We start from the raw sequence: 25,387 nt of genomic DNA on the forward strand, positions 1-25,387 counted from the left end.
GGCCGCGGCGAAGGCTGCGGTTCGAGGCGGGAAGACGTGCGCGCCATTCGCGGGATATTGGCGTGTCGGATCGAGGGCGATATCAAGGAGATGGCATCGGCCTTGTCGACGACAAGGGCCGGGTAGCCATCCCTTCCGCCCTTCGGACGATCTTGTCGGCAAATGCCCCCAAGGCGAACGGCAAGGACGGCGGAACCATCATCATCGGCGCACACCAGAAGAACCGCTGCCTGGTCGCCTATGATCCGGGTTATGTCGCGCTGCTCGCCGAAAAGCTCGACCGCCGCGAGGCCGAGAATACCCGCGAAGACGGCGAATATGACTATAACATCAAGCGTCGCGCGGCGTCGGGCGAGGCCGTGCCGTTCGATGGCTCGGGGCGCTTCATCATGCCCGCCTTCCCGCGCTTCTATGCCGGGATCAAGGGTCACGCGTTCTTCTACGGTGTCCTCGACTATATCGAGATCTGGGACCCCGCCGCGCTGGTCGCGACCGACGACATGCCCCCCGTCGTCAAGGAAATGGCGCGCTTCTACATGGCCGAGAAGGGAATTGCGCTGTGAGCGACGCGATCCCCGCCGCCCCGCACATTCCGGTCCTGCTCGACGAGGTGATCGCCGCGCTGGCCCCCGCGCCCGGCGAGACGATCGTTGACGGGACGTTCGGTGCGGGCGGCTATACGCGGGCGCTGCTGTCGCGTGGCGCCTGCGTCATCGCCTTCGACCGTGATCCCGACGCGATCGCGGCGGGTCAGGACTGGGCCGATGGCGAGGAGCGGCTGACGCTGGTTGCCGCCGACTTTTCCGCAATGGTCGCCGAACTCGAGGCACGCGACGCGTTGCCCGTCGACGGCATCACGCTCGACATCGGCGTCTCGTCGATGCAGCTCGACCAGGCCGAGCGCGGCTTTTCGTTCCAGTCGGACGGACCGCTCGACATGCGGATGGCGCAGGCCGGCATGACCGCCGCCGATTTCGTCAACGAGGCCGACGAGGACGAGATCGCCGACGTCCTCTATCATTTTGGTGACGAGCCCAAGTCGCGTCGCGTCGCGCGGGCGATCGTTGCCGCACGACCGATGACGCGTACCGGCGAGCTCGCGCATGTCGTCCGTCGCTCGCTGGGGTACAAGGCGCACGACAAGAAGGACCCCGCGACGCGCGCGTTCCAGGCGATCCGGATCCATATCAACCGCGAACTCGGCGAGCTCGCCGATGGGCTACTGGCGGCGGAACGCGCGCTCAAGCCCGGCGGACGGCTCGCCATCGTAACCTTCCACAGTCTGGAGGATCGCATGGTGAAGCGGTTCCTGCGCACGCGGTCGGGCAGTGCGCCTTCAGGTTCCCGTCATCTTCCACAGGCAAAAACCGTGGTAGAACCGAGTTTTACCGATGTCGGCCGCCCCGTGCGCGCCGGCGAGGACGAGTTGGCGCGCAATCCGCGCGCACGCTCTGCGACTTTACGAACGGCGCGGCGGACCTCCGCGCAACCTTGGACGGAAGAGGTGACGACATGACGGCGGCGTATCGGTTGAAGGGTGTGGGCTGGTTCGGTGGCTGCGTTGCCGTCGTACTCGGCTTTTACCTCGTTTCGCTGCAGGTGGCCGCCGAGCGCAAGAAGCTTGAGACCGTCAACGGCCAGATCCGATCGGCCGAGCGCGATATCCGCGCGCTCGAGACCGAATTCGACACGCGCGCGAACCTCGCGCAGCTCGAGCGCTGGAACGGCGATACGCTGGCGCTGTCCGCGCCGACCGCCGGGCAGTTCGTCGCAAGCGAGTCGGCCCTCGCCAGCCTCGACGTGAATCAGATCGGCGGGCCCGCGGGCGCCGCCGTCCAGACCGCGCAGCTGCTCGTGCCGTCGCTGCCGGTTGCTGCCGCCGCCGCGGCACCGCAGGCGGTCGACGTCGCCGTGCAGGCCGTCGCTGCCGCAGCGCCGCTCAAGCCCGTCACCGTCCGCGCCACCGTCCAGACCGCCAGTGCCACCGACACGGCGATCGTCCGCGCGGCCGCCCCCGAGCGCCTCGCCGCGGTTGCCAAGGTCCGTCCGCAGGCAGTCGCAATGCTCGACCGCAAGCTGCTGTCCGACAACACGCTGGGTTCGATCCTGAGCGGCGCGCGGGCCGAGGCAGGGCGTCTGCGTTGACCACCCTCGTCGCCCGGCCGGTTTCCGAGCGGCGTACCGCAACGCAGCGCCACGCGCTGGTCGCGACCGCGCACACGCGCCTGATGATGTTGATGTTCCTGTTCGGGGCCGCGGTGCTGGTCGTGATCGGCCGGCTCGGCGTGCTCGCGATCCAGTCGTCGCTGAGCGATCCCGGTGCACGCGCCGCGGCGATCGCCGCGCGCGGCGATATCGTCGACCGTAACGGCGCGCCGCTGGCCAGGACGATCGACGCATGGACGATCGCGGTTCATCCCAAGAAGATGATCGGCGATCCGACCGAGATCGCCGCGCGGCTGGCGGCGCTGATGCCCGATCGCGGCAACCAGGCCTTCTTCTACGGTCTGCTGACCAAGGATGTGAATTTCAGCTACCTGCAACGCCGCGCGTCGCCTGCGCTGGTCGAGCAGGTCAACGCGATCGGCGAACCCGCGATCGTGTTCGCGCGCGAGACGCAGCGCCTGTATCCGCAGTCGACCATGGCGGCGCATGCGCTGGGATTCCTGTCGACCGACGGCCACGGCATGTCGGGGATGGAGCGCGTCCTCGACGAGCGGCTGACCAACCCTGCGCTGAACGGCGCGCCGGTCGCGCTGTCGATCGACACGCGCGTCCAGGCGGCGATGGAAAGCGAACTCGCGCGTGCGGTCGCGTCGTTCCAGGCCAAAAGCGCGGCAGGCATCGTCCTCGACGTCGACACCGGCGAAGTGATCGCGATGACGTCGATGCCGGTCTTCAATCCCAACCGGGTCGGCATGGCGGGGACCGAGCAGCTGCGCAACATGGGCACCCAGAGCGTGTACGAGCTGGGGTCGGTGTTCAAGCCGATCGCGATGGCGGCGGCGATCGATTCGGGCACCGTCACCTCGATGGCGCGGCGCTTCGACGCGACCGTCCCGCTGCGCGTTGGCGGCTACACAATCCACGACGATCCGGGCGATGAAGAGAAGCGCTGGCTGAACATCCCCGAGACGCTGATCTATTCGTCGAACATTGCGACCGCGCGGATCGCCGATCAGATTGGTGCCGCCGGGATGCAGAACATGTTCCGCAAGCTCGGCTTCGACACCAAGCCCGATATCGAACTGCGCGAGAAGGGCCGGCCGATCTGGCCGACCTTCTGGGCCCGCACCACATTGATGACGTCGGCCTATGGGCACGGAATCGCAGTCACGCCGCTGCACCTCGCCAACGCCTATGCGACACTGGTCAATGGCGGGATCTGGCGCCCGACGACGCTGCTGAAGATCGATCCGGCGCATATTCCCGCCGGGCGACGCGTGATCAGCACGACGACGAGTGCGCGGATGCGGCAGCTGCTCCGGCTGGTCGTGCAATATGGCACGGGCCGCAAGGGCGAGGCGCCCGGCTACCGCGTCGGCGGCAAGACCGGTACGGCCGAAATCGCGCAGGCGGGTGGCTATAACAAGCACACCAACGTCTCGACCTTTGCCGCTGCCTTCCCGATGGACGCGCCGCGTTACGTCGTCGTGGTGACGCTCGATTCCGCAAAGGGTAACAAGGAATCTTACGGCTTCACCACCGCGGCCTGGACCGCGGCGCCGGTGGTATCGCGCGTGATCAGCCGGACCGGATCGATGCTCGGCGTCATTCCGGACGCGAACCGCGACATTGACGAAAGCGACTTGTTGCCGCTGTTGTGGCATGCGCCGGGCACGCCGGCCTTTGGCGCAAAGCCGACGTCCGGTGCGGAATGAGGGGCGATACATGAGGATCGGTGCATGAAACTGGCAACGCTGATCGGTAAGGGCCCCGTCAGCGATGGCGGGGCATCAGTGCACGGATCTGCACCGCCCTATGCGTATGACGGCAACGTCACGGGCTTCGCGATCGACCATCGCAAGGTCGCACCGGGGACGATCTTCGGGGCGTTCGAGGGCGCCCGCGTCAATGGCGAGGACTATATCGCCGACGCGATCCGCGCCGGGGCGATCGGCATCGTCGCGCGGCCGGGCCTCGCGGTCGAGGGTGCGGCGTACATCGCCGACGAGACCCCACGCGAACGGTTCGCACAGCTCGCGGCGGCGTTTTTCGCTCCCTTTCCCGCAACGACGGTCGCGATCACGGGCACCAACGGCAAGACGAGCTGTGTCGAGATGACCCGCCAATTGTGGCGGATGGCCGGCCATCACGCCGCATCGATCGGGACGCTGGGCGTCACGACCGCCGACGAGCGCGTCACCACGGGCCTCACGACGCCCGACGTCGTCACCTTCCTGTCGAACGTCGCCGGGCTCGAGCGCGAAGGCGTGACGCATCTCGCCTTCGAGGCGTCGAGCCACGGGCTGACCCAGTATCGCACCGAGGGACTGCCCGTATCGGCGGCCGCCTTCACCAATCTCAGCCGTGATCATCTCGATTATCACGGCGACATGGCGGCCTATTTCACCGCCAAGATCCGCCTGTTTTCTGAAGTACTCGGCCCGGATGGGGCGGCGGTGGTGTGGGCCGATGATCCGCAGGCGGCGCGCGTCATCGACCTCGCGCGGGAGCGGGGCAATCGGCTCGTGACCGTCGGCACGCGCGGGGATACGCTGCGGCTGGTCGATCGCGATCCGACGTTGCTGGGGCAGGGGCTGACGATCGAGGCGGGCGGGCAGACCTACCGCGTGACGCTGCCGCTGATCGGCGGATATCAGGCCGCCAATGCGCTCGTGTCGGCGGGGCTGGTGATCGCGACCGGGGGCGATATCGCGACGACCATCGCCAATCTGGCGCGGTTGCAGCCCGTGCGCGGGCGGCTCGAGCGTGCGGTCATCGCGCGCTCGGGTGCGCCGGTCTATGTCGATTATGCGCATACCCCCGACGCGCTGGAGGCGGCGATCGCCGCGCTCAAGCCGCATGCGGGCGGCCGGCTGATCGTCGTGTTCGGCGCGGGCGGCGACCGCGATACCGGCAAGCGCGAGACGATGGGGCAGGTTGCGATGCATTACGCCGACCGCGTGATCGTCACCGACGACAATCCGCGTACCGAGGATCCCGCCGCGATCCGCCGCGACGTGCTGAAGGGCGCGCCCGGCGCGATCGAGATCGGCGACCGGCGCGCGGCGATCCAGGCGGCGATCGACGAGGCGGGCAGCGACGACATCGTGCTGATCGCTGGCAAGGGCCACGAACAGGGCCAGATCGTCGGCGACATGGTGCTGCCGTTCGACGACGTCGGCGTCGCGCGCGAGTGTGCAGCATGAGCACTGCGGTGCCCCTGTGGACGTCCGCCGAGATCGCTGCGGCGACCGGCGGGGTCGCCTCGGCCGAATTTGCCGTGACGGGCGTCGCGTTCGATTCGCGCGAGGTCGGTCCGGGTGACCTGTTCGTCGCGATGAAGGGCGAGGCGAGCGACGGCCATCTGTATCTCGACCAGGCGTTCGCGCAGGGCGCCGCGGGGGCGATCGTCTCCGAACCCTGCGCGCATCCGCATGTGCTGGTCGCCGACAGCTTCACCGCGTTGCAGATGCTCGGGCGCGCGAGCCGGGCGCGCAGCGGCGCGACGATCATTGGCGTCACCGGATCGGTCGGCAAGACGAGCGCGAAGGAAGCGCTGTTCGCGGCGCTCGATCGCGGCGCACCGGGGGCGGTGCATCGTTCGGTCAAGAGCTACAACAACCATACCGGCGTCCCGCTGAGCCTCGCGCGGATGCCGCGCGACGCGCGTTTCGGCGTGTTCGAGATGGGGATGAACCACGCGGGTGAGCTGGCCGAGCTGACGCAGATCGTCCGCCCGCATATCGCCGTCGTCACCGCGATCGCGCCGGCGCATACCGAATTCTTCCGCGACGAAAGCGCGATCGCCGACGCCAAGGGCGAGATCTTCGCCGGGCTCGAGCCGGACGGCGTCGCAATTGTCCCCTTCGACAGCCCGCATCGCGACCGCCTGGCCGCAGCGGCAACGCCGCATGCGGCGCGGATCGTGACCTTCGGCATCGCGAAGGGTGCCGATGTCCGCGCGATCGAGACGGTCCGGCTGGCGACCGGCGCGACATTCGTGACGGTCCAGCAGGACGGCCGCGAGCTGAGCTTCACGATGGCGCAGCCGGGGATGCACTGGGTTTCGAACGCGCTGGCGGTGGTCGCGTGCGTCGAAGCGGCGGGCGCGGATCTCGGGCTGGCGGGACTGGCGCTCGCCGAACTCGGCGGGCTGCAGGGACGCGGTGCGCGGTTCATGACGACGCTCGCGGACGGGCAGGCGCTCGTGATCGACGAAAGCTATAATGCGAACCCCGCGTCGATGCGTGCGACGCTGGCCGTGCTGGCCAAGGAGCCGGGGCGGCATGTCGCGCTGCTCGGCGAGATGCGCGAGCTGGGCGAGGCGTCGGCCGACTATCATGCCGGGCTTGCCGAGCCGATCGTCGCGGCAAACGTCGAAATGGCGCTGCTGGTCGGTGAAGCGATGGCGCCGCTTGCGCAAGCGCTTGAGGGTAAAGTCGAAACCGTCCATGTGGGCGACGCTGTGGCCGCGCTGACGTCGTTACGGACGATCCTGGCGCCGGGCGATGCGGTTCTCATCAAGGGATCGAACGGTGTAGGGCTCGCGCGGGTCGTGACGAGTCTCGGGGGCGGGAAGACGTAAATGCTGTACTGGATCGCCGCACATCTGGGTTTCCCGGGAATATTGAACCTGCTCCGCTATCAATCGACGCGGACGGGCGGGGCGGTCGCGACTGCGCTGATCATCGGCCTGATCATCGGGCCACGCTTCATAGGCTGGCTACGCGTGCGTCAGGGCAAGGGCCAGCCGATCCGCGCCGATGGTCCGCAGACGCATCTCGCCAAGCGCGGCACGCCGACGATGGGTGGGTTGATGATCCTCACCAGCATGACGCTGGCGATCCTGCTCTGGATGGACCTCAGCAACCCCTATGTCTGGTCGTGCCTGTTCGTGACGCTGGGCTTTGGCACGATCGGGTTCATGGATGACTATGACAAGGTGCGGAAGGCGAGCACCGCGGGCATTTCGGGTCGCACGCGGCTGTTGCTCGAATTCGCGATCGCCGGGATCGCCGCAACGATCATCATGTCGCAGAACGGGCCGCATCTGTACCTGCCGTTCACGTCGCGCATGTATATCGATCTCGGCTGGTTCTTCCCCGTCTTCGCCGCCTTCACGATCGTGTCGTTCGGCAATGCCGTGAACCTGACCGACGGGCTCGACGGACTGGCGACGATGCCGGTGATCATCGCGAGCGTGGCGTTCATGGTCATCGTCTATCTCGCGGGCAATGTGAAGTTCGCCGACTATCTCGGCATCCCGCACGTTCCCGGCGCGGGCGAGCTGGCCATTTTCTGCGGTGCGGTCGTCGGGGGCGGTCTGGCGTTCCTGTGGTTCAATGCGCCGCCCGCCGCGGTGTTCATGGGTGACACCGGCAGCCTCGCGCTCGGTGGCGCGCTCGGCACCATCGCCGTCGTCGCGCATCACGAGATCGTGCTCGGGATCATCGGCGGGCTGTTCGTCGCCGAGGCGATGAGCGTGATCATCCAGGTGTTCTTCTACAAGCGGACCGGCAAGCGGGTGTTCCGGATGGCGCCGATCCACCATCATTTCGAACAGCTCGGCTGGAGCGAGCCGACCGTCGTGATCCGCTTCTGGATCATCGCGCTGGTCCTGGCGCTGGTCGGCCTGTCGACGTTGAAGCTGCGGTGATCGTCGCCAAGGCCTGGCGCGGAAAACGCTTTGCGGTGCTGGGGCTGGCGCGGTCGGGTGCGGCGACCGTCCAGGCGCTGGTGGCCGGCGGCGCGAGCGTGGTCGCGTGGGACTCCGACGAAACGAAGCGCGAGGCTCTCGCCGAGAGCATTCAAGACCTGTCGGTCACCCTCGATGACGTGGATCTCCAGTTTGATCCGTTGGACGACCTAGCGGCGTTCGACGCGCTCGTCGTTTCGCCGGGGGTGCCGCTCAACACGCATCCGCTCGCCGCGGCCGCGCGTGCGGCGGGCGTTCCCGTCATCGGCGACATCGAACTCTTTGCGCAGGCCCGCGCCGACCTGCCGCGCCACAAGGTCGTCGGGATCACAGGCACGAACGGCAAGTCGACCACCACCGCGCTCGTGCATCATATCCTGCGGACCGCGGGCGTGCCGACGCTGATGGGGGGCAATATCGGGCTGCCGATCCTCGGGCAGGATCCACTGCCCGAGGGCGGGGTCTATGTGCTCGAGCTGTCGAGCTATCAGATCGACCTGACGCAGACGCTCGACTGCGACGTCGCGGTGCTGCTCAACATTACCCCCGACCATCTCGATCGCTATGACGGCTTTGCCGGGTACGCGGCGTCGAAGGCGCGGCTGTTCGCGATGCAGACGGCGCCGCATCTCGCGATCGTCGACCACGGCGCAGAAGCGGAGCATCGTCTTCTGGGTGATGCGCCCGCTGACCTTCCGGTCGAGTTCATCGACCATATCGACATCGGCGACCAGGCCGGCTGGCCGTCGCTCCAGGGGCCGCACAACGCGCTGAACGCGCGTGCCGCCGTGGGGGTCGCGCGCGCGCTCGGTGTGAGCGAGGTCGATATCGATCGCGGGCTGGTCAGCTTCACCGGCCTGCCGCACCGCATGCAGCAGATCGCCTCCTATGACGGCGTCGCCTATGTCGACGACAGCAAGGCGACCAATCCGGAGAGCGCGGCGCCCGCGCTGGCCGCGTTCAAGCGGGTCCACTGGATCGTCGGCGGGCGCGCGAAGGGGGATGACCTCGATGCGTGCAGGCCCGGCTTCGGCCATGTCGTGCACGCCTATACGATCGGCGAGGCCGGGCCGCGGTTCGCCGAGATCCTGGCCGGGTCAATGCCGGTCGATCATGTCGGCACGCTCGACGCGGCCGTCCGCAGCGCGGCGGCCAATGCCCGGCCCGGCGACACGATCCTGTTGTCGCCCGCCTGTGCGAGCTTCGACCAGTTCGCCGATTACGAAGCGCGCGGCGCGGCCTTCCGCGCGGCGGTCGAGTCGTTGGCATGAGCGATATGCGGACACCGATGATGAGCGCAGGGCAGAAGACCGGGATCGTCGCGAAGATGAAGCGGCGCGGCGGGCGTGGCGATCAGTCGCCGCTCGGCACGTGGTTCTGGGATATCGACCGGATGCTGCTGTTGCTGACGCTGTTCCTGATCGCGATAGGGCTGATCGCGGTGGCCGCGGCGTCACCCGCGACCGCGGTGCGCTATTCGGGCGAGCATCACAAGCTGACGCCGCTCTATTATTTCTGGCGTCAGCTGATGTGGGTCGGCGTGTCGATGCCGGTGCTGTTCGGGGTGTCGATGATGCCCGTCGCGATGGCGCGGCGCATGGCGCTGACCGCGGCGGCGGTGCTGCTGCTGATCCTCGCGGTGACGCCGTTCGTCGGATCCGAGGTCAACGGTGCGCGCCGCTGGATCGGCTATGGCTTCGCGCAATTCCAGCCCTCCGAATTTCTGAAGCCGGTCTTCATCGTCACCGTTGCCTGGCTCCTGTCGCTGCGCGCGAAGGATCCCGAACTGCCGACCGTGCTGATCACGGGCGGGCTGACCGGCACGATCGCGGTGATGCTGATGCTGCAGCCCGATTTCGGCCAGACGATCATCTACTGCACCGTGTGGATGGCGTTGCTAATGATCGCGGGGACACCGATGCGCGTGATGGCGGGCCTGGTCGGCTGTGTGCCCGTCGGGCTGGTGGCCGCCTATATGTTCTACGGCACGGCGCGGTCGCGGATCGACGCGTTCCTGTTCCCGGGAATCGAGGGCGAGGGCGCGTCTGATCATTTCCAGACCAACGCCGCGCACAACACGCTGACCGCAGGCGGCTGGACCGGTACGGGGCCCGGCGGCGGCATCGCCAAGTTCGGGCTGCCCGAGGCGCATACCGATTACATCTTCTCGGTGATCGGCGAGGAATTCGGGCTGATCGCCTGTTCGGTGATCGCGGTGATCTTCCTTGCGATCGTCGTGCGCGTGTTCGTCAAGCTGCTGGACGAACAGGATGAATTCAAGCTTCTGGCCTCGGCCGGGCTGGCGACGCAGTTCGGTGCACAGGCGCTGGTCAGCATGGCGGTGAACACCGGGCTCGCACCGTCCAAGGGCATGACGCTGCCGTTCATCAGCTATGGCGGCTCGTCGATGATCGCCTTGTCGGTCGGCATGGGGTTGCTGCTGGCGTTTACCCGGCGCAATCCGTTTCTCACGCGGAGCCCCTATGTCGTCCGCTGGAGTGGTGAATGACTGTGAATCAACGTCCCCGGCATTTCGTGCTCGCGGCAGGCGGGACCGGCGGTCACATGGTGCCGGCGGCGGCGCTGGCCGCTGAGCTGACGAGGCGTGGCCACCGCGTCGCGCTGGTCAGTGACGAGCGCGGCGTGCGCTTCCCCGGATTGTTCGAGGGAATCCAGACGCATGTCCTTCCCGCCGGGCGCTTTACCGGCGGACCGCTGGGCTGGGCCAAGGCGACGCGATCGATGTGGCGCGGGCGGATGATGGCACGTGAACTCTATCGCACGTTCAAGCCGGCGGCGGTGATCGGCTTTGGCGGCTATCCCGCGCTGCCCGCGCTGCTGGCGGCGTTCGCGAATCGGATCCCGACTGCGGTGCACGAGCAGAATGCGGTGCTGGGGCGGGTGAACCGGCTCGTGGCGCGCCGCGTCGACGCGATCGCGACCTCGTCCGAACCGACCGAACGGCTCGCCTCCGGGCTTCTCGCCAAGACGCATCTCGTCGGCAATCCGGTGCGCGAGGCGGTGCTCGCGCTGCGCGCCAGGCCCTATCCGCTGCTCGAGGAGGATGGCATCTTCCGCGTGCTGGTGACCGGTGGCAGCCAGGGCGCGAGCATCCTGTCACAGGTGGTCCCCGATGGTCTTGCGATGCTGCCGGTGACGTTCCGGCGCCGTCTGCAGGTCACGCACCAGGCGCGGATCGAGGATATCGATGCGGTGCGCGCGCAATATGCCGAGCATCATATCCCGGCCGAGCTCGCCACCTATCTGCCCGACATGCCCGAACAGCTCGCCTGGGCGCATCTGGTGATCGCGCGCGCGGGCGCCTCGACGATTGCGGAGCTGACCGCGGCGGGGCGGCCGGCGATCCTGGTGCCGCTGCCGGGCGCGACCGACGATCACCAGACGGTCAACGCGCGCGAGATCACCCGCGCCGGCGGCGCACGGACGATCCGGCAGGGCGATTTCACCGCGGTCGAACTCGCCAAGCAGATGCAGAAGCTCGGGCTCGATCCCGCCGCGCTGCAGAACGCCGCGGGACGCGCGCGCAGCTGCGGCAGGCCCAATGCGGCAAGCGATCTGGCCGATCTGGTCGAAAGCCTCGATGCGCCGGTGTCGCGACTGCCGGTCGGGCGCCCATCCAAGCCAAAGGTACAATTTGCATGAAGGGTGTAGCGACCGATATCGGCACGATCCATTTCGTCGGCATCGGCGGGATCGGCATGTCGGGCATCGCCGAGGTGATGAAGAATCTCGGTTACCGCGTGCAGGGGTCTGACGTGGCCGAGGGCTATGTCGTGCAGGGCCTGCGCGACAAGGGCATTCCAGTCGCGATCGGCCATGCCGCGGAGAATATTGGTGACGCGGCAGTCGTGGTCGTCTCGACCGCAATCGTTCGGTCGAACCCCGAGGTCGAGGCGGCGCTCAATGCGCGCGTGCCCGTGGTACGGCGTGCGGAGATGCTCGCCGAACTGATGCGGCTGAAGTCGACCGTCGCGGTTGCCGGCACGCACGGCAAGACGACGACGACGTCGATGGTGGCGGCGTTGCTCGATGCCGGCGGCGTGGATCCGACCGTCATCAATGGTGGGATCATCAACAGCTACGGCTCGAACGCGCGACTGGGTGCGAGCGACTGGATGGTGGTCGAGGCGGACGAGAGCGACGGCAGCTTCCTGCGGCTCGACGGGACGATCGCGGTCGTCACCAACATCGATCCCGAGCATCTCGATCATTACGGATCGTTCGACGCGGTGAAGGACGCGTTCGTCGAGTTCGTCGAGAACGTGCCCTTTTACGGTGCGGCGCTGCTGTGCCTCGATCATCCCGAGGTGCAGGGGATCCTGCCGCGCGTGCGCGACCGGCGGATCGTGACCTATGGCTTCTCGGCGCAGGCGGATGTCCGCGGTGTCGAGGTGACGCCGATCCCGGGCGGCAACCGCTTCGATTGCGTGGTGCGGACGCGCGATGGCGCGACGCGGACGATTGCGGGGATCGAGATGCCGATGCCCGGGCGGCACAACGTCCAGAACGCGCTGGCCGCGATCGGCGTTGCGCTGGAACTGGGGATCGAGGATGCGACGATCCAGCAGGGCTTTGCCAAGTTCGGCGGCGTGAAGCGGCGCTTCACCAAGGTGGGCGAGGTTCCGGTCGAGGGTGGCGGTGTCGCAATCATCGACGATTACGGGCATCACCCGGTCGAGATCCGTGCGGTGCTGGCCGCTGCGCGCGAGGGCGCGAAGGGGCGCGTGATCGCGGTGGTGCAGCCGCATCGCTATTCGCGGCTCGGCAATTTGATGGAGGATTTCCAGACCGCGTTCAACGACGCGGACCGGGTGCTGGTCACGCCGGTCTATGCGGCGGGCGAGGCGCCGGTCGAGGGCGTCGATGCGGCAGCTTTGGTCGAGGGACTGAAGCGGCGCGGCCACCGGTTTGCAGGCGTGGTCGCGGATGCGGATGCGCTGGCGGCCGAGCTGGCGGCGACGATCGAGGCGGATGACATGGTCGTCTGCCTCGGCGCGGGCGACATTACCAAATGGGCGGCCGGGCTCGCCGACGCGATCGCGGTCGAGCGTTCGAAGGTGCCGGCGTGAACGCTGCGACACCTTGCGTCCCCGCGAATGCGGCGACCCAGACCGGGTTTCCGCCTTCGCGGGAGACCATCAGGGGGAGCGTTGAGGCCGGTGGGTCGCTTGCGGACTTCATCTGGTTCCGGACCGGCGGGCCTGCCGAATGGCTGGTGCGACCTGCGGATGTCGAGGATCTGGCTGAATTGTTGAAGACCCTCGATCCGTCGACGCCGGTCCTGCCGGTCGGCGTCGGCTCCAACCTGATCGTCCGCGACGGGGGTGTGCCGGGGGTCGTGGTGCGGCTGCCCAAGGCAATGGCGAAGGTGGCGGTCCAGGACGGTCGCGTTCGCGCAGGGGCGGGGGCGATGGGGATTACCGTCGCCAGCGCTGCGCGCGATGCGGGGATCGCCGGGCTCGAATTCCTGCGCGGGATCCCGGGGACGGTCGGCGGTGCGGTGCGGATGAACGCGGGGGCCTATGGGCGCGACGTCAGCGATATCCTGATCGAGGCGACCGTCGTCACGCGCGACGGTGCGGTCGAGACCTGGCCCGCGGCGCGGTTCGGCTATGTCTATCGGCATTCGGACCTGCCGGCGGGGGCGGTCGTGGTCGAGGCGGTGTTTTCGGGCACGCCCGGCGAACCGGCTGTCATCGGGGCTGAGATGGACCGGATCGCCGCGGAGCGCGAGGCGTCGCAGCCGCTCCGGTCGCGCACCGGCGGATCGACGTTCAAGAATCCCGAGGGGCATAAGGCCTGGGCGCTGATCGACGCCGCCGGGTGCCGCGGGCTGACCCGCGGCGACGCGCAGGTCAGCGAGAAGCATTGCAATTTCCTGCTGAACCTCGGGTCCGCGTCGAGCGCGGAGATCGAGGCGCTGGGCGAAGAGGTACGGACCAAGGTGAAGGCACATTCTGGAGTGACGTTGGAATGGGAAATCCAGCGCGTCGGGGTGGCGAAGTGAGCGGGGCTCTTCACATCGCCGTGCTGATGGGCGGCTGGTCGGCGGAGCGTGAGGTCTCGCTGATGTCGGGCAATGGCTGCGCCGATGCGCTCGAATCGCTCGGTCACCGCGTCACGCGGATCGACATGGGACGCGACGTCGCCACCCGGCTGGCCGACGCCAAGCCCGATCTCGTGTTCAATGCGCTGCACGGGACCCCCGGCGAGGATGGCTCGGTGCAGGGGCTGCTCGACCTGATGGGGTTGCGCTACACGCATTCGGGTCTTGCGACCTCGGTGATCGCGATCGACAAGGTGCTGACCAAGCTGCTGCTCGTCCCGGCCGGTGTACCGATGCCGGGCGGGCGGATCGTCCGGTCGGTCGACCTGTTCGAGGGGGATCCGATGGCACGCCCCTATGTGCTCAAGCCCGTCAACGAGGGGTCGTCGGTCGGCGTGGCGATCGTCACCGACAGCGGCAATTACGGCAATCCGATCGCGCGCGACGCGGTCGGGCCGTGGATCGACTTCGACGAGCTGCTCGCCGAGCCCTATATCCGTGGGCGCGAGTTGACGACCGCGGTGCTGGGCGGTCGCGCGCTCGGCGTCACCGAACTCAAGCCCAAGAGCGGCTGGTATGATTACGACGCGAAATATACCGACGGGATGACCGAGCATGTCTGCCCGGCGGACATTCCCGACGAGATCGCCGACGCGTGCAAGAGCCTCGCGCTCGAGGCGCACCGGCTGCTCGGCTGCAACGGCGCATCGCGCTCGGACTTCCGCTGGGACGACGAGCGCGGGGTCGACGGGCTGTTCCTGCTCGAGGTCAACACGCAGCCGGGCATGACCCCGCTCAGCCTCGTGCCTGAACAGGCGCGGCACATCGGCATGAGCTATGCCGAGCTCGTCCAGGCGATCGTCGACGAGGCGCTGTCGGATCATCCGCTGGCGCCGGGCGGGGCGCCATGAGCCGGACGATCAAGCGCGGCCCGCCCCCCAAGCGGCCCGCCCCGCGGCGCAAGGTCGCGGTCAAGAAGGTGTCGGTGCTCGACCGGCTGGTCGGGATGCTCCCGGTCAGCGAAGAAACGCTGAAGAAGATTGCGACCTGGTCAATCCTGGGCGCGGGCGGCGCGGTGGTGATCGCGGCGGCGACCTGGATCGGCATTCCCGGCATGATCGGCGGCGCGATGGCCGAAGGCGCCGGGCGCGCGGGGTTCAAGGTCGACCAGATCGAGGTCACCGGGCTGAAGCGCATGGACCGGATGTCGGTCTATGCGGTCGCGCTCGATCAGCAGAGCCGCGCGATGCCGCTCGTCGATCTCGAAGCGGTGCGCCAGAAATTGCTGCGCTATGGCTGGATCGCGGACGCGCATGTGTCGCGGCGGCTGCCCGACACGTTGCTGGTCGACATCGTCGAGCGGACCCCCGCGGCGGTGTGGCAGGACAATGGCAATCTGACGCTGATCGATGCGTCGGGCGTGCTGCTCGAACCGGTGCAGCCCGATGCGATCCCGAACCTGCCGCTGGTGATCGGACCCGGCGCGGACCGGCAGGAGGCGTCCTATCAGGCGCTGCTCGCCGCCGCCCCCGCGCTCAAGCCGCGCGTGAAGGCGGCGACCTGGGTCGGCAACCGGCGCTGGGACCTGACCTTCGAGAGCGGCGAGACGCTGGCATTGCCCGAGGACGGGGCGCCGCGTGCGCTGGTGAAGTTTGCCGAGCTCGATGGCGCACGGCCGCTGCTCGGCCGTGGCTGGATCCGCTTCGACATGCGCGACCCGACCAAGCTGGTCGCGCGCAAGCCGGGGGCGAGCCTGGCGCACAGCGTCGACGTGCCCGCGCCGGTATCCAGCGAGCCACAGACGACTATACCGTCGCAGACGGCGGACGCGAACGTAACGGGCGGGGAGGGATGACATGGCGAAGGTGGCACCGGAAGGGCTGATCACGGCGCTCGATATCGGGTCGTCGAAGGTTTCGGCGATGATCGCGCAAAAGGGGGACGGCGGCGAGCTGATCGTGCTCGGCACCGGCCAGCGCGAGAGCCGTGGCGTCAAGCGCGGCTATATCGCCGACATGGCGACGACCGAGGCGGCGGTGCGCGAAGCGGTCGAGCAGGCCGAGCGGATTGCGGGCATCAACATCGAGAATGTCTGGGTCGGCTTCTCGGCCGGCGGGCTGGTGTCCGACGTCGCCGAGGTCGAGTTCGAGCTGGGCGGCCACCGCGTCGAGCAGCAGGATATCGACGCGCTGCTCGCAGCAGGGCGAAACTCGATCGATCCGCAGGGGCGAATGGTGCTGCACGCGCAGCCTGCGCTCTACACGCTCGACGGGCTGACGGGGGTCAAGACGCCACTCGGGCTGCATGCCGACCGGCTTGGCGTGCATATCCATGTCGTGGCCGCAGACGGTTCGCCGGTGCGCAATCTCGATCTGTGCGTGCGTTCGGCGCATCTCGAAGTGAAGTCGATCATCGCCTCGCCGGTCGCGACCGGGCTGGCGTGCCTCAGCGACGAGGAGCGCGAGCTGGGCGTCGCATTGGTCGAGATGGGGGCGGGGATCACCAACGTGTCGCTGTTTGCGGGCGGCATGCTCGTCGGGCTGACCTCGATCCCGATCGGTGCGCAGGACATCACCGACGACATCGCCAGTGCGTTCGGCACGCGGCGGCAGAATGCCGAGCGGATGAAGTGCTTCCACGGTTCGGCCAATGCCTCCCCCCGCGACAATCACGATATGATCCCGGTCATGCCGATCTCGGCCGAGGATGGTGCGGGCGAGGGCGCGCAGATCACCAAGGCGCAGCTGATCAGCGTCATCCGCCAGCGGCTCGAACATCAGATGGGCGAGGTGCGCAATGCGCTGAGCACGCTCAAGTTCGAGGGGCCGGTGGGGCGCCAGGTCGTGCTGACAGGCGGCGGCGCGGAGCTGAAGGGCATCGCCGATTATGCGCAACAGGCGCTGGGGCGGTCGGTCCGGATCGGCCGACCGCGCGGATTGACCGCTCTGCCCGAGGCGCATGGCGGACCGGCCTTTGCGACGCTAGCGGGGTTGGCCTTCTATGCGGCGACCGATCCGATCGACCTGCGCGGTATTGCACCGCAGCGGACGATCGTTCACCGGCCGAAGGGAATCGGCATGGTCCGCAAGTTGATTCAGGCGGCACGCGCGAATTATTGAGAGTTTCGAAACGGCTGACGCTATTTCGGCTGGAACAGCCGGTAGCGTTGGTGCACACAGGTTAATCAGGGGCCCGGCCGTAGCGTATCACCGGGATGGGCGGAGAAGCAGGCGATGAGCATCGAATTTCTGAGTCCCGAAGTGGACGAGCTGGCCCCCCGCATCGCGGTGATCGGGGTCGGTGGCGCGGGCGGTAACGCGATCGCGAACATGATGAGGGCCGACGTCCAGGGCGTCGACTTCCTCGTCGCCAATACCGACGCGCAGGCGCTCAAGCAGTCGACCGCGCCGCAGCGGATCCAGCTCGGCACCAAGATCACGCAGGGCCTCGGTGCCGGCTCGCGTCCCGAGATCGGCCGCGCGGCCGCCGAGGAGACGATCGACCAGCTCGCCAAGATGCTCGAAGGCGCGCACATGTGCTTCATCACCGCCGGCATGGGCGGCGGCACCGGCACGGGTGCCGCCCCGGTCATCGCCAAGGCGGCGCGCGACATGGGCATCCTGACCGTCGGCGTGGTCACCAAGCCGTTCGCGTTCGAGGGCAATCGTCGCGCCAAGTCGGCCGATGGCGGCATCGAGGAACTGCAGAAGTACGTCGATACGCTGATCGTCATTCCGAACCAGAATCTGTTCCTGATCGCCAACGCGAACACGACCTTCAAGGAAGCGTTCTCGATGGCGGACGAGGTGCTGCAGCAGGGCGTCCGCAGCATCACCGACCTGATGGTCATGCCCGGCCTCATCAACCTCGATTTCGCCGACGTCCGTTCAGTGATGCAGGAAATGGGCAAGGCGATGATGGGCACCGGCGAGGCGAGCGGCGACAACCGCGCGCTCGAGGCGGCGCAGAAGGCGATATCGAACCCGCTGCTCGACGGCGTCAGCATGCAGGGTGCCAAGGGCGTGATCATCTCGATCACCGGCGGCGACGACATGCGCCTGCTCGAGGTCGATGAAGCCGCGAATCACATTCGCGACCTGGTCGATCCCGATGCCAACATCATCTGGGGTTCGGCGTTCAACCAGGAGCTGGAAGGCAAGATCCGCGTCTCGGTCGTCGCGACCGGGATCGATGCGGACGCCAAGCCCGCCGTCGCGCCCGAGCCGACGCGCTCGTTCAGCTTCGGCATGGGCCGCAAGAACGACGAATCGACGTCGTTCCGTCCGAGCGAGCCCGCGGCACCGGCCGGCACGACTGGCACGGGCGACGAGCCGCTCGACCTGTCGAGCGCAGACGCGGTACAGTCCGGCGCCACCGACGAGGAACTCGTCCTGGGCCAGGATAAGATGGTCCCCCCCGCACCGGCCGCACCGCAGTCCTATGCTCCTGCGCCGACCCAGGCGGCACCTGCACCCGCCCCGGTGCAGCCGCCGGTCCAGGCTCAGCCGGCACCGCAGCCGACCGCGCGTACGCCCCAGGCGCCTGCCTATCAGGCTCCGCCGCGTTCCTACGCGGACGATCGTTATGCCGCTCCCACGCCCGCGGCCCCGGCGCCGATGCCGGCTGCGGACGAGGGTGGTGCACGCCGTCGCTGGCTCGCTCCGGGTGCGGAAGCTGCGCCCGAGGCCGCCACGCCGGCGACGCCGCGCGTCAAGCTCGGTGGTACGCTGTTCGAGCGCATGTCGAATGCGGCGCGCGGCGCGGCCAAGGAAGACGGCGAGGCGGCTCCGACCGATCCGCTCGACATTCCGCGCTTCCTGCACCGCCAGAACAACCAGTAACGGCCTGCACAAAGGGGCGCGCCGGTTCGTCGCCGGCGCGCCCCGTCCTGGCGCGTAGCGCGCCGCGACATGTTGCCCGTTCCCGCGCGCTCGGGTCTAGCTACGGGCACCCATGATCTTCCCGACCCATCATCTCCTGACTGCCGCGCTCGCGCTGGTCCTGGTCACCGCACCGAGCGGCGCGCGGGCGCAGGAAGTCGTCCAGCCCCTGCCCGGAACGACCGACGCGGATCGTCTCGGCGACACGATGCGGCAGCTCGCGTCAAACCCCCGCAATGTCGATGCACTGGTACGCGCGGGGGATCTGTCGATCGGGCTCGGTGATCTGAGCGGTGCCGCGGCGCTGTTCGCGCGCGCCGAGAAGGTCGATCCGCGCAACGGCCGGGTGAAGGCCGGCATGGCCTCTATCCTGGTCCGCTCCGAGCGACCGGGCGAGGCGCTCCGCTATTTCGCGCAGGCCGAGGCGTACGGGCTCCAGCCGCGCTATTATGCCGCGGATCGCGGGCTAGCCTATGACCTGATCGGCGAACAGGACCGGGCGCAGCGTGACTATCGCGTCGCGTTGCGCGATGCCCCCGATGACGAGACTGTCCGGCGTTACGCCCTGTCGCTCGGCATATCCGGCAAGCGTGATCTGGCGCTGCAGCAGCTCGACCCGCTGGTCCTCAAGAAGGACCGTGGGGCATGGCGCGCGCGCGCGTTCATCCTGGCCATGAACAATGACGTGCGCGGCGCAGAGACGATCGTCACGACGATGATGCCCGGGGCTGCGGCCCGCGGTCTGCAGCCCTTTTTCCAGCGTCTGCAATTGCTTGCGCCCGCAGATCGCGCCTTTGCGGTGCATTTCGGCGAAGTGCATGCGACTCCGCAACGGATCGCCGATGCGCGGATGACGCCGGTCCTGCCGCAACTGGGTGCAGATCCGACCGCGCCGGTGATGCTCGCGGCGGCCGAGCCGCTGCCCGCACCACAGCCGACGGGCCGTGCCAAGGCGGCCGCCGATCGATCGGCTACCCGCCGCGACAAGACCGCACGGTCGAGTCGCGTCGAAGTCGCCGCTGTGACGCCGACACCTGCGTCAACGGCGACACCGTCGCCAACGCCTTCGCCCATCCGCCTGACTGCAACCGTGCAGGCGTCTGCGCCGATGGTCATGGTCCAGTCGCTGCCTAAGCCCCCGGTGGTGCTGGCATCGACGCAGGCGGTCCAGCGGCCGACCGATCCTGCAGCCGCCACGACGCTCGCACCGTCCGCGCCGACGTCGACCTTTGTCCAGCCCTTGCCGGCCCGGACGGCGACTGTCGCGGCGGCGGACGCGAACCGGGTCTCGCAGGCGAGCGTGGCCGCGTCTTCGCCGGCCCGCGCGCCCGATACGCCCGGTGCGCTGCCCTCTGCGATCGTCGCGCAAATGGCGGCGCTGCCGACCGCTCCGGCGACGACGGCTGGAACGACGTCGCCGGTAATCCCGCGCACCACAACGGCCCCGGTCACGGTGTCTTCGGCGGTCCCAACCACGCCAGCGGCGGCGGGTGTCGCCGCTACAACGCTTCCGGCGACGCCCGCCGCCGTCGCGCCCGGCATCGGGTCGACCCCGACGCAGGTCGCGGTCGCCGCCACGCCTGCTCCGACCGGGCGGACCATCCCCGTCAGCGAAGATTCGATCCTCGCACGAATCATTGCCGGGCTGTCGATCCCTGCTTCCGAACTCGGTGTCGCGCCGATCGCTCGGGCTGCACCCGTGGTGCCGGCGAGTCCTTCCGGGGTCGGCGCGGGCGACGACGCCGGCGCTCGTGCTCTCGCCGACGCGAAGGCCAAGGCGGAGCGCGATACCGCAGCCGAGGCGGAGGCGCTTGCCGCGACCCGGCTCGCCGAGGCGAAGGCGGCGCGCGCGAAGCTGGCGGCGGACAAGAAGATCGCCGACCGCAAGGCGATTGCCGACAAGAAGCTCGCCGCCGAGAAGAAGGCCGCCGCCGAGAAGAAGGCGATCGCCGACAAGGCAGCGGCAGAAGAGAAGCGGATCGCGCGCGCCAACCCCGAGCGCATCTGGGTCCAGGTCTCGACCGGCGCGACCGAGGGTGACCTGCCCAAGGCGTGGAAGGGCGTGAAGGCGAAGGCGCCGACCGTTGTCGGAACGCGTGGCGGCTGGACGGCGCCGTGGGGCGCGACGAACCGCGTGCTGGCAGGGCCGTTCAAGACCGCCGCGGAGGCGCGGACCTTCGTCAATGCGCTTGCCAAGGAGGGCGTCTCGACCTTCTCCTTCACCAGCGATGCCGGTCAGGTCGTCACGAAGTTGCCCGCCAAGTGAGCGCGCGTGCGCCCTGGGCCTCGGACCCGGCGCGGAGCAAGGGTCGGCTTCACGAGGAACAGAACGGGACCGTCCGCGGCCCGCGTGACGCATTCCAGCGTGACCGTGACCGGATCATCCACTCGATCAGCTTCCGCCGCCTGCGCCACAAGACGCAGGTCTTCATGGCGCCCGACGGCGATCATTTCCGCGTCAGGCTGACCCATAGTCTCGAGGTCGCGCAGATCGGCCGTGCGGTCGCCCGCACGCTCGCGCTCAACGAGGATCTGACGGAGGCGCTGTGCCTCGCGCATGACATCGGCCATCCGCCCTTCGGTCATGCCGGCGAGGATGCGCTCAAGATCGCGCTGACCGGGCAGGGCGGGTTCGACCATAATGGCCACACGCTGCGGACGCTCACCGAGATCGAGCGCCCCTATCCGCGATGGAACGGGCTGAACCTGTCCTGGGAAACGCTCGAAGGGCTGGCCAAGCATAATGGCCCCGTCCGCCATCCCGGCTGGGCGCTGCGCGTGGCGGACTCGGCCTTCGATCTTGCGCTCACGAGCTTCTCGTCGCTCGAGGCGCAGGTCGCGGCGATCGCCGACGACATCGCCTATGACAATCATGACATTGACGACGGGCTACGCGCGGGATTGCTGACGCTCGATCAGCTGATGGCGGTCCCGCTGATCGCGCGCGGCTGGGACGATACCTGTGCGCGCTTCCCCGATGTCGAGCCGAAGCGGCTGATGGGGGAGCTGGTGCGCTCGCAGATCGGCACGATGGCAAACGACCTGATCGCCGAGACACGCCGCCGGATCGCGGCGAGCGGTGTCACCAGCGTCGAGGACGTGCGCGACGCGGGCGAATGCCTTGTCGGATTTTCCGATGCGATGCGCGAGGAAGAGCGCGATCTGAAGCGGTTCATGTACGCGAACCTGTATCATCATCCGCGCCAGATCGCGGCGGCCGATGCGGCGCACGGAATCGTGACCGGGCTGTTCGCGATTTATCGCGACGATCCCGGCACGATCCCCGAGGAATGGCGCGACCGCCTGCCCGAGGCGGATCCTGATCGCAGCCGGCACATCGCCGACTTCATCGCCGGCATGACCGATCGCTATGCCATCTCGCGCTACCGCGAGCTGGTCGGGCCGATCGATCTGCCCGAGGGGTTCTGAAGCCCGGCCGATTTCGCGGGATCAATGTCCGCGCGAAATCGGCTGAGCCGCCAGCGTCTTAGCGTGCGACGGCGGCGATACCGCCGGCCGCGCCCGATGCTTCGGTCGTCGCGAAGGCGACCGGCACGCCGCCCGCCGTACCCGACACGCGGTCGCCGCGCACGATCAGGTGAAACGCCTGGCCCGACGGAAATCGGCGGCCGTTGATGACCTGGCGGCCGTTCTCGACGCTGCTGGTGTAGACATAGGTGCTGCCTTCATACTCGAAGGACTGCTTGGCTTCCTTGGCCATGCCGATCGTCGAGGTGAGGGCGGCCGCCGCGGCGGCGAGGATGTATACGGTCTTGCGCATGATATGTGCTCCGCAGTGAAAGATCGTACCGGGCGCAATCGGGTGGTCACCCAGCTTTGATGCCCTGAAGATATTGCGGTGCAGCATAAGCAGCAATTGCAAAGGAGTCCGTCGCACTTGCACGGCGTGCACGGCAACCCTTGGCGCCGCGATTGGCATAATCCTGCGACACTCCCGGCTTAGGGCCAGACCGCAGGAGATGATGGATGACGCAGGCGAGCATCGCATTGAACCGGTTCGGAATTGGTGCGCGACCCGACGACGTGGTCGGTAACGGCAGGGACTGGCTATCGGCGCAGATGCCGGCGTTTGTGATCCGCCCGCCGGCGATTGCCGCCGCCCCTGACAGCGCGCGCGTTGCAACCGATCTCGCCAGTTATCAGCAAGCACAGCGGGCAGCTCGCGCGGCCGCACCGCCACCGGATGCAATCCGCACCGCGCCGGCGACACCGCCGGTGCGGAGCGACGCGGTGCGGGCTGCACGACAGGCGATGGGGAAGCAGGCGCGGGACGATTATGGCGCTGCGGTCGCCGCCCGCGCGATCGCCGCGCTCACCTCGCAGACTCCGTTCGTCGAGCGGCTCGTGCATTTCTGGGCGAATCACTTTGCGGTGTCGGCCGACAGGCTGACGGTGGTGGGACTGGCGGGGACGCTAGAGTTCGAGGCGATCCGGCCGCACGTGCTGGGTCGGTTCGGCGACATGCTGGCGGCGGTCGAACGGCACCCGGCGATGCTGCTGTATCTCGACCAGGCGGTGTCGGTCGGACCGAACAGCGCGCTCGGCATGCGGGTCGCGGCGCGGGGCGGGCGCAAGGTCGGGCTAAACGAGAACCTCGCGCGCGAGATCCTCGAACTGCACACGCTGGGGGTGCGCACCGGCTATGGTCAGGACGACGTCACCGAGCTTGCGCGTGCGATGACGGGGTGGACGGTGGCGGGCCTGGGACGTGGCGGCGGACGGGATCAGGGCCCGGCGGGGCGGTTCCGGTTCGCGGAGGCGGTCCACGAACCCGGCGTGCGGACCGTGCTGGGGAAGCATTATGCAGAGGATGGCGAGGATCAGGCGCGGGCTGTCTTGCGCGACCTCGCGGTGAACCCGGCGACCGCGACGCACGTCGCGACCAAGCTCGCCCGGCACTTCGCCGGTGACGTGCCGCCGCCCGCGATGGTCGCACGTTTGCGTGCGGTGTTCCTCGAGACCGGCGGCGACCTGCCGAGCGTGTACCGCGCGCTGATCGCATCGCCCGAGGCCTGGATCGAGACGCCGGTGAAATTCAAGACGCCCTGGGAATGGTCGATCGCGGCGATGCGTGCGCTGGGCATGACCAGTGTTCAGCCGGGGGCGATCGCCGGTCTGCTGACGCAGCTTGGCCAGCCGGTGTGGAAGCCCGGACAGCCGGCCGGCTATGACGATATCGCCGCGAGCTGGGCGGGGCCGGATGCGGTGATGCGCCGGGTCGAGGCGGCGGAGCGGTTCGCGTCGCGCGCGGGCGGGGCAATCGATGCCCGCAGGCTGGCGGCGACGCTGTTCCCCGGATCGGTGAGCGCCGCCACGACCGAGGCGCTGGCGCGCGCCGAAAGCCCCGGGCAGGCGCTCGCGCTGCTGCTCGTCGCACCCGAATCGATGCGGAGATAAGCCATGCTCGACCGTCGTCACGTCATCACCTCCGCCATGCTCGGCGGCCTTGCCAGCGCCTTTGCACCGCGCATGGCCTTTGCCCGCGCCGCCACCGCCAAGCGGTTCGTCTTCATCATCCAGCGTGGCGCGGCCGACGGGTTGGGGACGATCGGGGCGGTCGGCGACCCGGCCTTCGCGGGCATACGCGGCGATCTCGCCGCGGACTTCGCGTCCGGCACCCGGCTCGACGGGTTGTTCACTTTGCATCCCGCGCTCGCGACGACCGCTGGCCTCTATGCGCGCAAGGAGGCGGTGTTCGCGCATGCGATCGCGTCCCCCTATCGCGACCGATCGCATTTCGATGGTCAGAATGTCCTCGAGACGGGCGGCGCCACCGCCTATCAGGTCAAGGACGGCTGGCTCAATCGCCTGCTCGACCTGCTGCCAGCGGACTCGGCGCGCGGCATCGCGGTCGCGGCGACCGTGCCGATGGCGCTGCGCGGCCGCCGGGAGGTCGCCTCCTACGCGCCGTCGAACCTGCCCGATGCGTCCGACGACCTGCTCCAGCGCGTCGCGATGCTGTATCAGGGCGACGCACAGCTTCATGGCCTGTGGAGCGAGGCGATGGCGACGCGGAGCCTGACCAGCGATCTCGCGCAGGCGAACGGCCAGAATGCGGCAGCGACGGGCACGCTCGCCGCGCGTCTGATCGTGCCCGAGAACGGCGCACGGATCGCGATGATCGAGACCGGCGGTTGGGACACGCATGCCGGCCAGCGCGGACGTCTCGCCGCGCAACTCAAGGGCCTCGATGCGATGATCGGCGCGTTGCAGACGGGGCTCGGGCCGCTCTGGGCCGAGACGATGGTGCTGGTCGCGACCGAGTTCGGGCGGACCGTCGCGGTCAACGGGACCGGCGGCACCGATCACGGGACGGGCGCGTCGGCGATGGTGCTGGGCGGCGGGGTCGCCGGCGGACGCGTGATCGCCGACTGGCCAGGGCTGGGGGCAGGGGCGCTCTACGACGGGCGCGACCTCAAACCGACCATGGCGCTCGACGCGTTCATCGGCGGTGCGGTCGCGGCGCATTTCGGCGTCGAGCCCGGCCGCGCAATGGCGACGCTGTTCCCGGCCAGCGCCCGGACCCTGGCGATCGAGGGGCTGGTCCGCACCTGACCG

At 68.5% G+C, this 25,387-nt stretch carries 21 protein-coding genes; 20 read left to right on the top strand and 1 reads right to left on the bottom strand.

Features of this window, described 5'->3' with window-relative positions:
• Positions 1-152 precede the first annotated feature (152 nt).
• The 18 genes from sphst_RS18825 (at position 153) to sphst_RS18910 (ending at position 22,237) form a co-directional block, all read left to right on the top strand.
• Positions 153-563: a division/cell wall cluster transcriptional repressor MraZ gene (locus sphst_RS18825; protein WP_311723314.1), complete on the top strand. Its 411-nt coding sequence runs from the start codon at positions 153-155 to the stop codon at positions 561-563.
• Positions 560-1,516 carry a 16S rRNA (cytosine(1402)-N(4))-methyltransferase RsmH gene (gene rsmH, locus sphst_RS18830; RefSeq protein ID WP_031395594.1) on the top strand — a complete coding sequence of 319 codons (957 nt, stop codon included), beginning with the start codon at positions 560-562 and terminating at the stop codon, positions 1,514-1,516. Before sphst_RS18825 ends, rsmH begins: the two co-directional genes overlap by 4 nt.
• Complete coding sequence (locus tag sphst_RS18835; RefSeq protein ID WP_107045980.1) at positions 1,513-2,145, top strand: hypothetical protein; 633 nt, start codon at positions 1,513-1,515, stop codon at positions 2,143-2,145. The genes rsmH and sphst_RS18835 overlap by 4 nt, the downstream gene beginning before the upstream one ends.
• Positions 2,142-3,881 (top strand): peptidoglycan D,D-transpeptidase FtsI family protein, encoded by a 1,740-nt coding sequence (locus sphst_RS18840; protein WP_037528403.1) that lies wholly within the window; start codon positions 2,142-2,144, stop codon positions 3,879-3,881. The genes sphst_RS18835 and sphst_RS18840 overlap by 4 nt, the downstream gene beginning before the upstream one ends.
• Positions 3,882-3,905: 24 nt before the next feature.
• A complete protein-coding gene (locus sphst_RS18845; RefSeq protein ID WP_107045981.1) occupies positions 3,906-5,372 on the top strand; it encodes a UDP-N-acetylmuramoyl-L-alanyl-D-glutamate--2,6-diaminopimelate ligase in 1,467 nt (488 codons plus the stop codon).
• A complete protein-coding gene (locus tag sphst_RS18850) occupies positions 5,369-6,751 on the top strand; it encodes a UDP-N-acetylmuramoyl-tripeptide--D-alanyl-D-alanine ligase (RefSeq protein WP_031395400.1) in 1,383 nt (460 codons plus the stop codon). Before sphst_RS18845 ends, sphst_RS18850 begins: the two co-directional genes overlap by 4 nt.
• A complete protein-coding gene (gene mraY / locus sphst_RS18855; RefSeq protein WP_031395401.1) occupies positions 6,752-7,822 on the top strand; it encodes a phospho-N-acetylmuramoyl-pentapeptide-transferase in 1,071 nt (356 codons plus the stop codon). It abuts the gene before it with no gap.
• Complete coding sequence (murD, locus tag sphst_RS18860; RefSeq protein ID WP_107045982.1) at positions 7,819-9,132, top strand: UDP-N-acetylmuramoyl-L-alanine--D-glutamate ligase; 1,314 nt, start codon at positions 7,819-7,821, stop codon at positions 9,130-9,132. The genes mraY and murD overlap by 4 nt, the downstream gene beginning before the upstream one ends.
• A gap of 5 nt (positions 9,133-9,137) precedes the next feature.
• Positions 9,138-10,370: an FtsW/RodA/SpoVE family cell cycle protein gene (locus tag sphst_RS18865; protein WP_234387761.1), complete on the top strand. Its 1,233-nt coding sequence runs from the start codon at positions 9,138-9,140 to the stop codon at positions 10,368-10,370.
• Positions 10,367-11,524, top strand: a complete 1,158-nt coding sequence (murG, locus tag sphst_RS18870; protein WP_031395403.1) for an undecaprenyldiphospho-muramoylpentapeptide beta-N-acetylglucosaminyltransferase — start codon at positions 10,367-10,369, stop codon at positions 11,522-11,524. Before sphst_RS18865 ends, murG begins: the two co-directional genes overlap by 4 nt.
• Positions 11,521-12,951, top strand: a complete 1,431-nt coding sequence (murC, locus tag sphst_RS18875; protein WP_107045983.1) for a UDP-N-acetylmuramate--L-alanine ligase — start codon at positions 11,521-11,523, stop codon at positions 12,949-12,951. The genes murG and murC overlap by 4 nt, the downstream gene beginning before the upstream one ends.
• 68 nt (positions 12,952-13,019) lie before the next feature.
• Positions 13,020-13,889 carry a UDP-N-acetylmuramate dehydrogenase gene (gene murB / locus sphst_RS18880; RefSeq protein WP_234387762.1) on the top strand — a complete coding sequence of 290 codons (870 nt, stop codon included), beginning with the start codon at positions 13,020-13,022 and terminating at the stop codon, positions 13,887-13,889.
• Positions 13,856-14,839 (top strand): D-alanine--D-alanine ligase, encoded by a 984-nt coding sequence (locus sphst_RS18885; RefSeq protein WP_051916214.1) that lies wholly within the window; start codon positions 13,856-13,858, stop codon positions 14,837-14,839. The genes murB and sphst_RS18885 overlap by 34 nt, the downstream gene beginning before the upstream one ends.
• On the top strand, positions 14,836-15,783 hold the full coding sequence (locus sphst_RS18890; protein ID WP_056405396.1) for a cell division protein FtsQ/DivIB: 948 nt from the start codon (positions 14,836-14,838) through the stop codon (positions 15,781-15,783). Before sphst_RS18885 ends, sphst_RS18890 begins: the two co-directional genes overlap by 4 nt.
• Before the next feature lies 1 nt (position 15,784).
• Positions 15,785-17,047 carry a cell division protein FtsA gene (gene ftsA / locus sphst_RS18895; protein WP_031393123.1) on the top strand — a complete coding sequence of 421 codons (1,263 nt, stop codon included), beginning with the start codon at positions 15,785-15,787 and terminating at the stop codon, positions 17,045-17,047.
• Positions 17,048-17,161: 114 nt separating this feature from the next.
• Positions 17,162-18,769 (top strand): cell division protein FtsZ, encoded by a 1,608-nt coding sequence (gene ftsZ, locus sphst_RS18900; protein ID WP_107045985.1) that lies wholly within the window; start codon positions 17,162-17,164, stop codon positions 18,767-18,769.
• A 112-nt stretch (positions 18,770-18,881) separates the two neighbouring features.
• A complete protein-coding gene (locus sphst_RS18905; protein WP_107045986.1) occupies positions 18,882-21,074 on the top strand; it encodes a tetratricopeptide repeat protein in 2,193 nt (730 codons plus the stop codon).
• Entirely contained in the window at positions 21,071-22,237 is a 1,167-nt protein-coding gene (locus sphst_RS18910) for a deoxyguanosinetriphosphate triphosphohydrolase (RefSeq protein WP_031394323.1), read from the top strand. Before sphst_RS18905 ends, sphst_RS18910 begins: the two co-directional genes overlap by 4 nt.
• A 58-nt stretch (positions 22,238-22,295) precedes the next feature.
• Here sphst_RS18910 and sphst_RS18915 read toward each other — a convergent pair whose 3' ends face one another.
• Positions 22,296-22,589 carry a hypothetical protein gene (locus tag sphst_RS18915; protein WP_031394322.1) on the bottom strand — a complete coding sequence of 98 codons (294 nt, stop codon included), beginning with the start codon at positions 22,587-22,589 and terminating at the stop codon, positions 22,296-22,298.
• Positions 22,590-22,795: 206 nt separating this feature from the next.
• Here sphst_RS18915 and sphst_RS18920 point away from each other — a divergent pair, with 206 nt between their 5' ends.
• Together sphst_RS18920 and sphst_RS18925 are read left to right on the top strand one after the other, a co-directional pair.
• Positions 22,796-24,226: a DUF1800 domain-containing protein gene (locus tag sphst_RS18920; protein ID WP_199849027.1), complete on the top strand. Its 1,431-nt coding sequence runs from the start codon at positions 22,796-22,798 to the stop codon at positions 24,224-24,226.
• Positions 24,227-24,229: 3 nt separating this feature from the next.
• Complete coding sequence (locus tag sphst_RS18925) at positions 24,230-25,384, top strand: DUF1501 domain-containing protein (protein ID WP_107045987.1); 1,155 nt, start codon at positions 24,230-24,232, stop codon at positions 25,382-25,384.
• The last annotated feature ends 3 nt before the right edge of the window (positions 25,385-25,387 follow it).

Origin of the sequence: Sphingomonas sp. STIS6.2 (assembly GCF_000732685.2) — a bacterium.
Classification (GTDB): Bacteria; Pseudomonadota; Alphaproteobacteria; order Sphingomonadales; family Sphingomonadaceae; genus Sphingomonas; species Sphingomonas aerolata.